This window comes from Lysinibacillus sp. NPDC097868, assembly GCF_044761135.1.
GTDB lineage: Bacteria > Bacillota > Bacilli > Bacillales_A > Planococcaceae > Lysinibacillus.
The window spans coordinates 166,251-181,513 of sequence record NZ_JBIWBS010000002.1 but is presented as its reverse complement, the minus strand read 5'-3'; the positions used below and the strand labels follow the sequence as shown (position 1 = coordinate 181,513).

Genomic DNA, 15,263 nt, shown 5'->3' with positions numbered 1-15,263 from the left:
AAGCCTAAGTCGGTAGTTAAAGGACTGCCTAAGTTTTAGAAACTAACTGAAAAGAATCTATGAAATGGACAGCTACTAAAAATTTATAGATACTCCCTCAAATCATTCGCTACTTCTTCAACATCTAAATCAAGATACTGAGTTGTGACAGCTAAATCTGAATGACCTAGAGCTTTTGAGATTAAGGCTATACTAGCTCCTTTATTATGCAAATTCTTCGCATAAGCTCGTCTAATAGCATGTGCATTGATATTCTCAAGTCCAAAGCGTTTCGCATATTTGTTCAATTGCTTTGAGATAGCACAGTTAGACGACTTACTCGTATTCATCGCCAACCCATTCTGAGTGATAAAGACGTTCCTATTGTCCGCACGATAGTAAGTGCGGATTCCTTCATTCAGCTTAATAAGCATTTTTAACATTTCAGCCACCTCATTATCAATTGGCAACTTTAAAAATTTATGATTCTTCAATGTCGAGCCATCAAGGTTCAGACATAGATTCTCAAAGTCTATATGACGCTCTCTAAGCTCACCTAAAGTACGTATACGAATACCTGTCTTGAACATCAACTTGACCGCACAAGCATCTCTAAAACCTATAAAGGTTGTTTGGTCAATGAGCGTCAATAGCATATCAATGTCACTTTCCTTAGCTCCTTTCTTCACTTCCTTATCAATCTTAATTTGAATATTGCTCCAGAAGCGGTCTTTAATCCATCCATTGTTATAGAACTTACTTAGTACAGCTTTAATTGACTTTAAGCGTATTAATTTTGTAGCAGGGGTTACTTCTAAAACATCCAAGTAATGATAGAGCTTATCTAGGTTAATATCCTCTACATACTCGATATGACATATAGAAGTAAACTGTTCAAAGTTATACGAATAACTATCAATAGTACGTGGTCTATTCCCCGCTATTCTCATTTGCTGAAATACTGTATTAAGAGCCGCTTCAATTGTTATTTCATCTTTTCTTTCCTCTTTCTTCTTTGTAGGCATAACTAATACATCACCGTTAACGGCAAATATGCCATGTTTACGTCCTTTTGACATACAAAAAACCTCCCAATACAAAGTTTGAATTAGAAGGTCTAGGAGCCAAATTATCATAAAATATGTAGGTATGAAAAAAGGGATATTCAACAAGAGTTCAACTCCCGTTCAATATCCCTAGCTTCTAAAATCGTTGATATGACTATGTTTGTAGCATCTTTTTGTATGGAGACGGCGGGAGTCGAACCCGCGTCCAAAGACTCCAATACTTCAGCTTCTACGCGTGTAGTTTGTCCATTCGCAATTCGCGTAGCATTATGCCGACAAACAGGCGTCCTGTACGCTAACCTGGAAATCTCTTGCCGGTGACTCAGGTGGCACCATCGACCGTATCCCACTAAAGTTGGGCCCCACGTTCTCTACATGGGCGATAGAGAGGCAGAGCGCTTACGAGCTTACGCTGCGAAAGCTAAGTTTTGTTGTTTGCCAGTTATTATATAACTTCCGTTGATGACGGAGCCGAGACCTCCGACGCGCGACCAAAGCTTGAACCATCCCTGTCGAATCCGTAACGTCCCCTTGAATATGATGCGAAGCTTGTTGCCTCGATCAAACAAAGAGCTAGAATTGCTTCTAGTACGGTTGAAGAGTAGTACTACGCTTCAATACATGCTGGCATTAACAATACTTATTATAAAACAAACCTAGCTGTACTTCAAGTATAGTGCCTTATTTACAGATTTATAGTTCTATATCCACTCCTAAAATGCATAGCAAAAAACACCTTTTTGAAAATAATAAAGGTGTTTTTTTCATCTAAGCTATTATCGTATATCCACACGAATCGGTTCATCAAAGTAAACATATTTTAATTCTGTTTGACCATAAAGGATAAACGAATCTAATTGAATCCCCTCATCGAATGTGATTGTTGTATACTTTTTTTCTTTATCCTCTCGGAATCGGGCTGTATCCCATGCTGTTTTATTATTCACTGTAATATGCCAGTCTTTAATTGTCGTTGCCTTTGCGTCTGATGAAATTTCAAGACGTTGGTCGGGTAAGAGCTTTACTTCATATACTGTATCTTTATAAGTAAAGGTGTAAGGTAATTGGTCCAATGTTAGCGGGTGTCGGACATTCGTTGGCAACTCATACTTGGCACCAGTAACAGCTATATAACCTCCTTCTTGTACGCTTGGATAGGCACTTATTGTATCGGTATGCGCGTAGCGATCATTTTGAATATTTATATTATCTTCAGGAACCGAGCGTTTTAATTTTTGTCCATCAGCGTCAATAACGTCATAAAGTATTTGTGCATTATAGCCTGCATAAGCTTCCTTTTCCTTTAGCGGTAAATCAGCTGTATATTTTTCTACTTGTTGCTCTACGAATGTTGCCATCTCCTCCGTAAATTTGGTTTCAAATTTGAAGAGAGAGTTCTGTGGTCCATGTTGTGCACGGATAAAGTTTACGTCAACGCCGTCTTTCTCAAACGTAGAACGTAGTGTGACAGTCTCTGTTTGGGCTAACAATTCCTTGCGATCAATCGGTACTTCAAGAGTCCACTGACCATCCTCGTCATAAATGTGTTGGTAGTTAAATAGAAGCTTAAATTCATCATGCGTCATATTAAATAATGGGAATTCATAGGTGATTTCATTCGCTGATTGATCTGCAGCGTAACTTGCTGCTTCGCTTTTCCCATTTGGTAGCACGAGTGCAACATCACCCTTGGTTGATTCATTAAAGAACATTTCCTTACCATTATAGCCAGATGTAGCTAACGTTACTGTTATGAAAGCATCTGTTAGTTTAACGTCTTTTACTTTTATCGTAATAGGCGTAGAACTAGTTACAGGCTCCTGTTTCACAGTCGAAATTAATAGAAATAATAATGCGGCTGTGACGAATGCGGCTGCTACAAAAGTTGCTCGCCAGCCGCGCTTTTTTGTATGGGAAGTCTTTTTCTTTGGTAATTGATCCATCACTTGATTTGTAAATGTATCGTCAACATGCACTACAGGAAACAGGGAGCTTATGAGCTGTTCTGTTTCAAGTTGTTCATCCAATAATGCAGAGCAGGTTGCACATGATTGAATATGCTTGTCCATTTGCATCATTGTGTTATCTTCTATTCGTCCGTCAATAAAGTCGTGCATTTCTTCAGTTGATAAGCAGTTCATTATTAATCTCCCCCTTCAACATAGCGTTTCTTAGCCGTTTCTTTGTTCTATGCAGTCGGTTTCGTACTTCCGATATTGGAATATTAAGTGTCTCAGCGATTTCTTCGTAAGAGCAATTACTAGCATACTTCAGGACGAAAACTTGGTACGTTGTATGTTCCAATGTTTTAAGCCATTGTTGAAGCAATTCGTTCTGTTCTTTTTCGATTATTAACGATTCAGGTGTTTCTAATGAGGGCGTTTCTTCAAGTGGTGTTGCATCTTCCTTATGCTTTCTTTTAAAATCAATCAGTTGATTAATCGCGATACGAAAAAGCCATGCCTTAAAAGATCCACCTTTAAAATGAAGTAAGCTTTCATAGCATTTGATAAATGATTCTTGTGCAATATCCTTCGCCAATTCCTCGTCATTCGTTTGATAGGTTAAATAGCTGACAAGTGGCTGCTTATATGTATCAACAATGATGCGAAATGCTTGTTGATCCCCGGCAATGATTTTTTGTATCAGCTGCATTTCCATGAGACCACACCTCCTTACATTAAAAACGTAAAATCTTTAAAAAAATCTCACCTACGCGGAAATATATTTTGAAATGAACGTCGAAACATTCTTTTTATTGTACAAGAAAATAATAAAAGATGGAAAAACACGAAGTTTTTCCATCTCATTTTTTAATGGGTTTGAATTGTTCTTGCTCCGCGGGATTATCCTCTCGCTTCGCGGAATTATCTCATTGTTCCGCGGAATTACCTCTTCGTTCCGCGGAATCCTCACCTTATTTCGCGGAATTAACCTCCTACTCCGCGGGATTCTCCCCTCATTTCGTGGATTCTCCCCTGCTTCGCGGAATTAGCTCCTCGTTCCGCGGAATTACCTCCTTGTACCGCGGTATCCTCACCTTATTTCGCGGAATTAACCTCCTGCTCCGCGGGATTCTCCCCTGTTTCGCGGAAATATCTCATTGTTCCGCGGAATTAGCTCCTCGTTTCGCGGAATCCTCACCTTACTTCGCGGAATTATCTTTCTCAAACCATTATTGCGGCGAGTGGCCGCAGTAATGGTGGAGCCGTGCCCGCGGAAAGCGCACGCCCGTAGCGGAAATCTCACCCGCTTCGCTGATAACCTGTGCCCAAGGTCTTCACCTTGCTCCCGCAAGAAAAAAGCTCACCACACAAGTGGTGAGCTTCCCTCTTAATCTATCAATATTGATTTTTTGCTTTGAAGGTACGTTCCATTTCGCGTTTTGCTTCTTTTTTGCGCATGTCGTCGCGTTTGTCGTAGTCTTTTTTCCCTTTGCCGACGCCGATAAGGAGTTTGGCATAGCCGTCCTTAATGTACATTTTCAATGGGATGATTGTGTAGCCATCACGTTTGACCGCGCCAACTAGTTCGCCGATTTGCTTTTTATGTAGGAGCAATTTGCGGGCGCGTAGTGGGTCGTGGTTGAAACGGTTACCTTGGTCGAATGGGCTGACATGCATGTTGCTAATCCATGCTTCGCCGCTTGTGATTCGAACGTAAGAGTCTCGTAATTGGACTTTACCTGCACGAATGGCTTTAATTTCTGTGCCTGTTAGTACCATGCCCGCTTCAATCGTTTCTTCGATGAAGTAGTCATGCCCTGCTTTTTTGTTTTGTGCTAATACTTTCCCAGTACCTTTTGCCATCTTGTTCACCCTCAATTCAAAGGTTGAGCAGGACTTAGCCTGCTCACGCTGGATTTTTTATTTACGTTTTGTTTTTTTCTTTTTGCCTTTTTTGGCGATGCCTTCGTAAAACTTTTGCTTTTGCTTTACGCCTTTTTTAGGGCCTGGGCTTGAGCTATCTTTGCGTTGGCCACGTGGATCACGGTCACTTCCACCGCGTTCTCTGCGTTTTTGTGAGTCACCATTGCTTTGTTTTTCATCGTCACGGCGACCTCTTCCACCGCCTGAACCTGAACGACTGCTACGGCTACTGCGGCCATCTTTATTATCATTATAATTTTTACGCGCATGAATGACTGTAGGTGTTGCTTTTCTTGTTCTTCCATAAGAAGTTACCATTCCTACGATTTCAAAGTCAATCGATGACTCCTCAATAATGACGTTTGCTACACGTACTTTTACTTCATCACCGATGCGGAATTGACGGTTCGTACGTTCGCCAATCATAATCATTTGGCGATCATCGAAGCGATAATAATCGTCGGTCATATTGCTAATGTGCACAAGTCCTTCAATCGTATTTGGTAGCTCGATAAAGATACCGAAGTTCGTGACAGAAGAAACAATGCCTTCAAACTCTTCGCCGATTTTATCTGACATATATTGTGCTTTTTTCAGCGAGTCTGTATCACGTTCTGCATCGACTGCACGACGTTCGCGTTCTGATGTGTGGTCGGCAATTTCATCCATTGCCATCGACCACTGTGCAACCGTTTCTTGCGACGTGTCTTTATTAATTAAGTACGTGCGAATTAAACGGTGTACAACTAAGTCCGGATAACGACGAATTGGTGAAGTGAAATGTGTATAGAAATCAGTCGATAAACCGAAGTGACCGATGCTTTCTGGATAGTATTTCGCTTGTTGCATTGAGCGTAGTAGCATCGTTGAAATAACAGGTTCTTCTGGCATGCCTTCAATTGCTGATAAGACATCTTGCAATGCTTTTGGATGCACCGTATTGCCTGTACCTTTAATTAAAATACCGAAGTTCGTTACGAATTCAAAGAAGCGTTGTAGCTTTTCTGGCTTTGGATCTTCGTGAATACGATATAGGAACGGTACATTCATCCAATGGAAATGTTCTGCAACGGTTTCGTTGGCAGCAAGCATGAAATCTTCAATTAATTTCTCTGCTACAGTTCGTTCACGTAGTTCAATATCTACTGGCCATCCATCTTCATCGACGATCACTTTCGACTCTTTAAAATCAAAGTCAATGGCACCGCGTTGCTCACGTTTATGGCGTAAAATTTTTGAAAGCTCTAACATATGTTTAAACATCGGTACAAGTGGCTCATAGCGAGCAATTAGCTCTTCATCTTGTTCCTCTAAAATTTTGTAAACATCTTTGTAAGTCATACGCTCTGTCGTTTTAATGACACTTTGGAAAATTTCATGCGAAATGACATTACCATTGCCATCAATAATCATTTCACACGATAGCGTTAGTCGATCTACCTGTGGATTTAAAGAACAAATACCGTTCGATAGTCGATGTGGAATCATTGGAATAACACGGTCTGTTAAATATACACTTGTCGCTCGGTCATATGCTTCAATGTCTATTACAGAGCCTTGTGTTACATAGTAGCTGACATCTGCAATATGTACGCCAAGCTTGTAAGTACCATCGACATTTTTTGTAACAGTTACCGCATCATCTAAATCTTTTGCATCTGCACCATCAATTGTGACAATCGTTTCATGACGTAAATCACGACGTCCCTCTAAATCGGCAGGAGAAATTTCATCTGGCACTCGTTGTGCAGCAGCAACGACTTCTTCAGGGAACTCTGGTGGAATGTCGTGCTTATATAAGATTGATAAAATATCGACACCTGGGTCATTTTTATGTCCTAAAATTTTTGTAATATAGCCTGTTGCTGATTTTAAATCTTCTGGCCATGTCGCGATTTCAACGACAACTTTGTGCCCATCAACAGCGCCTAATGTATCGCCTTTAGCGATGAAAATGTCCATTGGTAGTTTTTTATCGTCCAATACGACAAAGCCGAAGCCCCTATTTGCTTGGAATGTTCCAACAAATGACGTTTGCCCGCGTTCTACAACTTTTGTGATTGTACCTTCGCGGCGATCGCCAAATGATTCCTTTAACACACGAATAAGTACTGTGTCGCCATTAATGGCACCATTTACTTCGTGCGGTGGAATAAAGACATCGTCCATGCCCTCAACATCAGGTGCGACAAAGCCAAATCCTTTTGCGTGGCCGATAAATTTACCACGTAGTAAGTTCATGCGCTCTGGTAAGCCGTAACGATTCGAGCGTGAGCGTACAACTAAGCCTTGCCCCTCCATTCGCACGAGCGTTTTAACGAGCTCCTTAAATTCCTCTGCATCCTCAAACCCAAATTCTTCTTCAATTTCTCCAACGGTTAAAGGTTTATATTCTTCTTCACCGAAAAAATCGAGTAATCGACTTTGTAGTGAATCTTTTTTGTCCGTCATACTTATACCCTCCCTCATGTAAAAATCCTAAATCATTTTTAGTGTGCCCAATTTAGGCCTTCTAAAAAACGATAAATATCTTCATGTAATTGATCTTTTTCTTGATCTAATGTTATAACGTGCTTTGAGTTTTCATACCATTTGATGTATTTTTCTAGTGACTCAGTTTGATTATATATAATGTTGGCAGATTCTGTCTCTATTACCTCATCATTTGTCGCCTGTACGACAAAAATAGGGGCATAAATCATATCTATTTCTTTTCGAGTCTGCGCAATAAACTCACGAAGTTGTTGTAATGATGGCATACCTTTTTCAGCGATTAACGACACTTCCGCTTCAATTTCTGCGTCGATTTTGCCTTCAAATTTTTTGTATTCCTTTGCATACTTCAATACACCTTCAAACATAACGTCTGTAGTTCGCATCATCATTGGTGCACACATTGTTACAATGCCCTTTACAGGATTGTTTAGCGCTACATTTAAAGCCATCACACCGCCAAGTGATAGTCCTGCTACGGCAATTTCCTCATAGCCAGCATCTTGTAATTGTTGGTACGCAGCTTTGACATCTTGCCACCAATCAGCAGGTCCTGTTGTAATGAGTTCTTCAGGTTGCACACCGTGCCCTTTATAATGAGGCGCTAATGTAGTATACCCTTTTTTCTCTAAATATCTACCAAGCATACGCACATCTGCAGAGCTACCTGTAAATCCGTGTAATAATAACACTGCACGCGGACCTGCTTGAAAGAAAAATGGCTGAGATAATGATTTGTTCATGGCAAGTTCTCCTTCACTGTAAAACATATTCACTCTATTATAGCCATATCCATTATACATTGGCGTAATTTAGCATCTTTCATACGTATAAAATCTACATTATTCGTCTAAGTTCATCTATGTACTGAAAATAAAAGAAAACGCCCAACCATTCTAGGTTAGGCGGAATATCTTCAACTATTATATTTTTGCAATAGCGATTGCTAAAAGAAAGAATAAAATTGATAAAACAATTGTTGCACGGTGAAGAATTAAATCCATACCACGTGCTTTTTGCTTTCCAAATAGTTGTTCAGCTCCACCCGAGATGGCACCTGACAAGCCTGCACTTTTACTAGATTGTAATAAAACTACGACAACCAATGCTAATGATACGATAACTAAAGCTATTAATACTGCTGTATGCATCCACTGCACCTCCCGAACTTTGAAACATCACAACACACTATATTATAACAAATAAAGGTTCCCATGACAAACACAGATTACAAAATGGTATTACTTTTCCAAATACTATGTACAATACATAAAAGATTGACTTGAAAATTATTAAAAAGGAGAAGACTCAGTCTACTTTACTGTTATTATACAAAAAAATATAAAAACATTTCAAATCCAAAATGCAGTGCCTGGCACCGAAACAATTTTGAATTTTTCCACATTTATACTCCTGCGACAGCGAGCTTTGCGACTTACAACATGCCCGCGAAAAGCGAAGTGATATGAAAAGTGCCAGGCACTCACACAATTTTGTTGATTGCAGCGGAAGGCGTCCGCCCGCAACGGAAATCATCGTTGTAGAACTCTCCGTCTCAATTACGCGCTGAGCTTATTCATTTACTCAAAAAAATTGCCTCGAAAAGCACATCCATGCTTTCGAGGCAATTTTCATTAAAGGAACTGCTAGTTACTAGCCGTTCACTTATTTTAAGTTATAGAAAGTTTTTAAACCAAGATATTCTGAAGTTGCACCAAGTTGATCTTCGATGCGAAGAAGTTGGTTGTATTTTGCAACGCGGTCTGTACGAGATGGAGCACCTGTTTTAATTTGACCAGCGTTAGTTGCAACAGCGATATCAGCGATTGTCGCATCTTCTGATTCACCAGAACGGTGAGAAATAACTGCTGTGTAACCAGCACGTTTCGCCATTTCAATTGCTTCAAATGTTTCTGTTAACGTACCGATTTGGTTTACTTTAATTAAAATTGAGTTACCAACACCTTGCTCAATACCCGCAGCTAATTTTTTCGTATTTGTTACGAATAAATCATCTCCTACTAATTGTACGCGAGCGCCAATGCGGTCTGTTAATAATTTATGACCAGCCCAGTCGTTTTCGTCTAAGCCGTCTTCGATTGAGATGATCGGGTATTTCGCAGTTAACTGCTCGTACCAGTCCACCATTTCCTCAGAAGTTTTCACAACGCCTTCACCATCTAAGTGGTATTTGCCGTCTTCTTTGTTGAATAATTCAGAAGACGCAACGTCCATTGCTAATTTCACTTCTTCACCAGCTTTGTAGCCAGCTTTTTCGATTGCTTCAAGGATAACTGTAATTGCTTCTTCGTTCGAACCAAGGTTTGGAGCGAAACCACCTTCATCACCTACAGCTGTGTTGTAGCCTTTGTCTTTTAATACTGCTTTTAAGCTATGGAAAATTTCAGCACCCATACGTAATGCATGACGGAAGTTTTCTGCGCCAACAGGCATTACCATGAATTCTTGGATGTCTACGTTGTTATCCGCATGTGCACCACCATTTAAGATGTTCATCATTGGTACTGGTAATTGTTTTGAGTTGAAACCGCCAAGATATTGATAAAGAGGTACATCTAAATAATCTGCTGCAGCATGTGCAACTGCCATTGATACACCTAGGATTGCGTTAGCTCCTAGTTTACCTTTGTTTTCTGTGCCATCTAGCTCGATTAAAGCTTTGTCGATTACTACTTGGTCAAGAACTGAGAAATTACCTTCTAATTCTTGTGCAATAATTGTGTTGACATTTTCGACTGCTTTTAATACACCTTTGCCAAGGTAACGTGATTTGTCACCATCGCGTAATTCTACCGCTTCGTATTCACCTGTAGAGGCACCTGATGGCACGATTGCACGACCAAAAGCACCTGATTCTGTAAATACTTCAACTTCTACTGTTGGGTTCCCACGTGAGTCTAAAACTTCGCGCGCATAAACTTGTGTAATAAATGGCATAATTAATTCTCCTCTTTTTCGATTAGTGATTTACCTGTCATTTCAATAGGTTGTGACACCTCTAATAATTCTAACATGGTTGGCGCCAAATCGGCTAAAATGCCACCATTTCTTAACATTAAATTTGCTTTCGTCACAATTACTGGAACAGGGTTTGTTGTATGAGCTGTCATCGGATTTCCTTCTAACGTTACAACCTCGTCAGAGTTACCGTGGTCAGCTGTAATAATAGCTGCTCCGCCTTTTTCAAGCAGGGCATCTACTACTTTTCCTAGACATTCGTCGACAACTTCGATTGCTTTAATTGTTGGCTCTAGCATTCCACTATGTCCCACCATATCAGGGTTCGCAAAGTTTAGAATGATGCCATCAAATTTGTCAGTTGCAATCGCTGCAAGCAATGCGTCTGTTACTTCATACGCACTCATTTCAGGTTTCAAATCGTATGTGGCAACTTTTGGAGAAGCAATCAAAATACGTTCTTCACCGTTATATTTCTCCTCACGACCACCACTCATAAAGAATGTAACATGTGGATACTTTTCTGTTTCTGCAATACGTAGCTGTGTTTTACCATTAGAGGCTAACACTTCACCAATCGTATTTTTTAAGTTGTCATTTTCATAAGCAACTTGTGCGTTCACTTCATCACTATAATGTGTAAACGATACGAATTTTACATTTTGCGGATGTTTTGCTGATAAGGCAAAGCCGTCAAATGACGAATTCGTAAATACTTTTGATAATTGAATAGCACGGTCCGGTCGGAAGTTAAAGAAAATAACTGCATCATTATCTTCAATTGTCGCAACTGGCTCTCCATGTTCCTGGATGCTAAATGGAATAACAAATTCGTCAGTTACTTCACGCTCATAGGATTCTGTTACGCCACCCTTTGCGCTTTCCGCCGTTTGTCCAACCCCATCAACAAGAACATTATAAGTTAATGCCACACGATCCCAACGCTTGTCACGGTCCATTGCATAATAACGTCCATGGATCGAAGCAAATTTACCAATGCCAATCGAAGCCATTTGTTTTTCAGTTTCTTCGATATAGCCGATAGCTGTTGTTGGTCCAACATCACGACCATCTAAAAATGCATGAATAAATACCTCGTCCAGCCCATGTTCTTTTGCAAGCTTTAACAGCGCAAACAGGTGCTCATAATGGCTATGTACACCGCCATCTGATAGTAAGCCCATGACATGTAGCTTTGATTGATGTGCTTTAACATGGGCTACCGCATCTAAAAATGCTTGATTCGTAAAGAAGTCTCCTTCGCGAATCGATTTATTTAAGCGCGTTAAGCTTTGATACACAATACGGCCAGCGCCAATATTTAAGTGTCCAACTTCAGAGTTCCCCATTTGACCGTCTGGCAACCCTACTGCTTCACCTGATGCTGTTAAAGTTGCATGCGGGAATTGGTTCCAAAAGCGATCAAAATTTGGTTTCTTTGCTTGAGCAACCGCATTCCCAAATGTTTCATCACGAAATGCAAAACCATCTAAAATAATTAATGCTACTGGCTTTTTAGGCATTTGCTGCCGCCTCCAATAATTTTAAATATGAATCAGCTTGTAAGCTTGCACCACCGACTAACGCACCATCGATATGCTCTTTTAACAATAATTCTTTAATATTATCAGGCTTTACGCTACCGCCGTATTGAATACGTACAGCCTCTGCTGTTGTGTTATCATATAATTTTTCAACAACTGCACGAATGGCACCACATACTTGGTTGGCATCTTCTGCTGTTGCTGTTTTCCCTGTCCCAATTGCCCAGATAGGCTCATAGGCAAGAACCATATGCTCTACATCCTGAGCGGCAAAACCTGCAAGAGCCGCTGTAATTTGATCAGCTACCTTTTGCTCTGTCGTACCTGCCTCACGTTCTTCTAGTGTTTCACCACAGCAAATAATTGGCACGATATTATGAGAAAGTGCTGCTGCCACCTTTTTATTGATAGCCTCATCTGTTTCGTTATAATATTCACGTCGTTCGGAGTGTCCTAATATCACATAGTCTACCTCAACGCTTGCAAGCTGCGCAGGGCTAATTTCGCCTGTAAACGCACCTTCGTTTTCGTAATGCATTGTTTGAGCACCGATTGCTAGTTCAGATTCACTAGCGACCTGCACAAGTGTTGGTAGAAAAAGTGCCGGTGCGCAAATAACAGCATCTACTTTGTCATTGGAAGGAATATTATCCTGCACGCTATCGACAAACTGTATTGCCTCTTCAAATGTTTTATACATTTTCCAGTTACCTGCAATAATTGGTTTACGCATCGTTATGCCTCCTATCTATTATTTATCGTTTAATGCTACAATACCAGGAAGCTCTTTGCCTTCCATTAATTCAAGTGAAGCGCCGCCACCCGTAGAAATGTGGTCCATTTTATCAGCTACTTCAAATTTTTCTACTGCCGCTGCGGAATCTCCGCCACCAATTACAGTATAGCCAGCAGTTGCTGCCATCGCGTCTGCAACAGTTTTCGTACCATTTGCAAATGGTTCTAATTCAAAAACGCCCATTGGTCCATTCCAAATGATTAATTTTGAATGTTGAATAACTTCTGCGTAGCGAGCAGCTGTTTTTGGTCCTATATCAAGACCCATCCAATCAGCTGGGATAGCATCTACATCGACAACTTTAGTCTCCGCATCTTTTGAAAATTCATTGGCTACCACTGCATCAATTGGCATATGTAACTGCACGCCTTTAGCATGTGCTTTTTCAATGAACGATTTTGCTAGTTCAATTTTATCTTCTTCTAATAAAGATTTACCGATATCATGACCTTGCGCTTTAATGAAAGTAAATGACAGACCGCCACCAATAATTAAGTGGTCTACCTTTTCAAGTAAGCTCTCGATAACGCCAATTTTATCTTTTACTTTTGCACCACCAATAATAGCAGTGAAAGGACGTTCAGGATTTGATAGTGCTTTACCTAGCACATCCAATTCTTTTTGCATAAGGAAGCCTGATACAGCTGGTATGTGTTTCGCAATACCTTCCGTTGAGGCATGTGCACGGTGAGCAGCACCGAATGCATCGTTCACATAAACGTCTGCTAGTTTAGCAAATTGTTCTGCAAGTGCAGGATCGTTTTTCTCCTCACCAGCATGGAATCGCACGTTTTCCAGTAGAACGATATCGCCGTTTTGCATATTCGCAACAGCTGTTTCTACTGCTTCGCCGATTGACTCATCCAATTTAGTAACAGGTTTACCTAAAATTTCAGCAAGGCGGATACCAACAGCAGATAAACGCATATCTTCTTTTACTTCGCCTTTTGGACGACCTAAATGAGACGCTAAAATAACTTTTGCACCTTGTTCGACTAAATATTCAATTGTTGGAATAGCTGCGCGGATACGTGTTTCGTCTGTAATTACCCCATCTGCCATCGGTACATTAAAATCGACACGTACGAAGACGCGCTTACCTTTTACATCAATATCTTTCATTGTTTTCTTATTTAACATGAAGAAACCCCCTTCAAAGTTTTGTAATACGGACATAAATAAAATGTGCTCCACCCATCTTGGCTTTACACACTTTAGACCAAGTTAAAATATACCTTTATTAGCTTTTATAGTAGCAAAAGTAACGTTCGGTGTCTCGTAAAAGACAAGGTGACTACTACCTATTTACACGATAGCAAGTCATCCATATTTTATCCAAGATATTTGTATTTAAAAAGGAGTAGGGTAAACGTCCCCTACTCCTATTACCCTTGTTTATTATATCTTTTCGATATTATAAAGGCTATACTTTTTGTGCGTAAAAAGCCGTATTATGTCACACTTTTTACTTCAAATTGCGAATTATGACACTTATTTATGATTTAATCCTTGTTGTGCGATATATAATGCAAGGTCCATTAAACGAGTAGAGTAACCAATTTCATTATCATACCAAGCAAGAACTTTCACCATGCTATTTTCTAAAACCATTGTTGAAAGGCCATCAACAGTTGAAGAGTTATGGTTGCCATTGTAATCAATTGATACTAATGGTAGTTCATTGTAGCCTAAAATACCTTTTAGCTCATTTTCTGAAGCTTCTTTTAAAGCCGCATTAATGGAATCTTTTGTTACATCTGCTTTAAGTTCTACAACTAAGTCCACACATGAAACGTTCGGTGTAGGAACACGCATAGAGAATCCATCGAGCTTACCTTTTAATTGAGGTAATACTTTAGAAACGGCTACTGCTGCTCCTGTTGTTGTTGGAATCATTGACACTGCTCCTGCACGTGCACGACGTGGATCAGAGTGCGGGAAGTCAAGGATACGTTGATCGTTTGTATATGAGTGAATTGTTGTCATCATACCGCGCTCAATGCCAAATTTCTCATCTAAAATTTTAGCTACTGGCGCTAAACAGTTTGTTGTACAAGATGCATTTGAAATAACATCATCTGTTTTAGGATTGTAATCTTCGTGGTTAACACCCATTACGAATGTCGGCATATCGCCTTTAGCTGGTGCAGATAAAATTGCTTTTTTAGCACCTGCTTCAATATGCTTTCCTACCTCTTCCATTGAGCGGAATCGACCTGTACATTCAAGTACAACGTCTACGCCAAGCTCACCCCAAGGCAATTGTGCTGGGTCTTTTTCAGCGTATACTTTAACCGTTTTTCCATTCACTACGAAAGAATCTTCATCTGCATTGACTTCAGCATCATAAATACCGTGTACAGAATCGTATTTTAATAAGTGTGCAAGTTGACCTGCATCTGTTAAGTCATTCACTGCAACTACTTCAAACTCATCATGTTTCATTGCTTCACGAAATACTAAACGTCCAATACGACCAAATCCATTAATTGCTAACTTTAATGCCATTGTCAATTCCTCCAATAATGTTTTATTG

12 protein-coding genes and 1 other RNA gene are annotated in these 15,263 nt (G+C 40.0%); all 13 read right to left on the bottom strand.

Annotation, left to right across the window (positions count from 1 at the left end; all coding sequences use genetic code 11):
• Positions 1-83: 83 nt before the first annotated feature.
• The 13 genes from ACIQXJ_RS15790 to gap all read right to left on the bottom strand — a co-directional run bounded on the left by ACIQXJ_RS15790 (position 84) and on the right by gap (position 15,235).
• A complete protein-coding gene (locus ACIQXJ_RS15790) occupies positions 84-1,058 on the bottom strand; it encodes a tyrosine-type recombinase/integrase (protein WP_403055251.1) in 975 nt (324 codons plus the stop codon).
• 163 nt (positions 1,059-1,221) lie between these two features.
• Positions 1,222-1,577, bottom strand: a transfer-messenger RNA (tmRNA) gene (ssrA, locus tag ACIQXJ_RS15785).
• A 245-nt stretch (positions 1,578-1,822) separates the two neighbouring features.
• Positions 1,823-3,187, bottom strand: a complete 1,365-nt coding sequence (locus ACIQXJ_RS15780) for an anti-sigma factor family protein (RefSeq protein ID WP_403055253.1) — start codon at positions 3,185-3,187, stop codon at positions 1,823-1,825.
• Entirely contained in the window at positions 3,168-3,707 is a 540-nt protein-coding gene (locus ACIQXJ_RS15775) for an RNA polymerase sigma factor (protein WP_403055255.1), read from the bottom strand. Before ACIQXJ_RS15775 ends, ACIQXJ_RS15780 begins: the two co-directional genes overlap by 20 nt.
• A 680-nt stretch (positions 3,708-4,387) precedes the next feature.
• The gene (smpB, locus tag ACIQXJ_RS15770; protein ID WP_340822545.1) at positions 4,388-4,855 is read right to left on the bottom strand and encodes an SsrA-binding protein SmpB; all 468 of its coding nucleotides are present in this window, start codon (positions 4,853-4,855) and stop codon (positions 4,388-4,390) included.
• Between the two features lie 57 nt (positions 4,856-4,912).
• Positions 4,913-7,366: a ribonuclease R gene (gene rnr, locus ACIQXJ_RS15765; protein ID WP_403055257.1), complete on the bottom strand. Its 2,454-nt coding sequence runs from the start codon at positions 7,364-7,366 to the stop codon at positions 4,913-4,915.
• Positions 7,367-7,404: 38 nt separating this feature from the next.
• A complete protein-coding gene (locus ACIQXJ_RS15760; RefSeq protein WP_403055259.1) occupies positions 7,405-8,151 on the bottom strand; it encodes an alpha/beta hydrolase in 747 nt (248 codons plus the stop codon).
• A 180-nt stretch (positions 8,152-8,331) separates the two neighbouring features.
• Positions 8,332-8,559, bottom strand: coding sequence for a preprotein translocase subunit SecG (gene secG / locus ACIQXJ_RS15755; protein WP_173479464.1), 228 nt, complete (start codon positions 8,557-8,559; stop codon positions 8,332-8,334).
• A 514-nt stretch (positions 8,560-9,073) separates the two neighbouring features.
• Positions 9,074-10,366, bottom strand: a complete 1,293-nt coding sequence (gene eno / locus ACIQXJ_RS15750) for a phosphopyruvate hydratase (RefSeq protein WP_401012913.1) — start codon at positions 10,364-10,366, stop codon at positions 9,074-9,076.
• 2 nt (positions 10,367-10,368) lie between these two features.
• On the bottom strand, positions 10,369-11,910 hold the full coding sequence (gene gpmI, locus ACIQXJ_RS15745; protein ID WP_403055261.1) for a 2,3-bisphosphoglycerate-independent phosphoglycerate mutase: 1,542 nt from the start codon (positions 11,908-11,910) through the stop codon (positions 10,369-10,371).
• Positions 11,903-12,664 (bottom strand): triose-phosphate isomerase, encoded by a 762-nt coding sequence (gene tpiA / locus ACIQXJ_RS15740; protein ID WP_403055263.1) that lies wholly within the window; start codon positions 12,662-12,664, stop codon positions 11,903-11,905. Before tpiA ends, gpmI begins: the two co-directional genes overlap by 8 nt.
• A gap of 18 nt (positions 12,665-12,682) precedes the next feature.
• A complete protein-coding gene (locus tag ACIQXJ_RS15735; RefSeq protein ID WP_403055265.1) occupies positions 12,683-13,867 on the bottom strand; it encodes a phosphoglycerate kinase in 1,185 nt (394 codons plus the stop codon).
• 351 nt (positions 13,868-14,218) lie between these two features.
• Positions 14,219-15,235, bottom strand: a complete 1,017-nt coding sequence (gap, locus tag ACIQXJ_RS15730; RefSeq protein ID WP_340822535.1) for a type I glyceraldehyde-3-phosphate dehydrogenase — start codon at positions 15,233-15,235, stop codon at positions 14,219-14,221.
• Positions 15,236-15,263 lie beyond the last annotated feature (28 nt).

Coding starts and splice junctions, on each gene's coding strand:
- ACIQXJ_RS15775 (WP_403055255.1), bottom strand. CDS start 3,707: ATGGAAATGCAGCTGATACAAAAAATCATTGCCGGGGATCAACAAGCA.
- ACIQXJ_RS15780 (WP_403055253.1), bottom strand. CDS start 3,187: ATGAACTGCTTATCAACTGAAGAAATGCACGACTTTATTGACGGACGA.
- ACIQXJ_RS15760 (WP_403055259.1), bottom strand. CDS start 8,151: ATGAACAAATCATTATCTCAGCCATTTTTCTTTCAAGCAGGTCCGCGT.
- gpmI (WP_403055261.1), bottom strand. CDS start 11,910: ATGCCTAAAAAGCCAGTAGCATTAATTATTTTAGATGGTTTTGCATTT.
- ACIQXJ_RS15790 (WP_403055251.1), bottom strand. CDS start 1,058: ATGTCAAAAGGACGTAAACATGGCATATTTGCCGTTAACGGTGATGTA.
- secG (WP_173479464.1), bottom strand. CDS start 8,559: ATGCATACAGCAGTATTAATAGCTTTAGTTATCGTATCATTAGCATTG.
- gap (WP_340822535.1), bottom strand. CDS start 15,235: ATGGCATTAAAGTTAGCAATTAATGGATTTGGTCGTATTGGACGTTTA.
- tpiA (WP_403055263.1), bottom strand. CDS start 12,664: ATGCGTAAACCAATTATTGCAGGTAACTGGAAAATGTATAAAACATTT.
- smpB (WP_340822545.1), bottom strand. CDS start 4,855: ATGGCAAAAGGTACTGGGAAAGTATTAGCACAAAACAAAAAAGCAGGG.
- eno (WP_401012913.1), bottom strand. CDS start 10,366: ATGCCATTTATTACACAAGTTTATGCGCGCGAAGTTTTAGACTCACGT.
- rnr (WP_403055257.1), bottom strand. CDS start 7,366: ATGACGGACAAAAAAGATTCACTACAAAGTCGATTACTCGATTTTTTC.
- ACIQXJ_RS15735 (WP_403055265.1), bottom strand. CDS start 13,867: ATGTTAAATAAGAAAACAATGAAAGATATTGATGTAAAAGGTAAGCGC.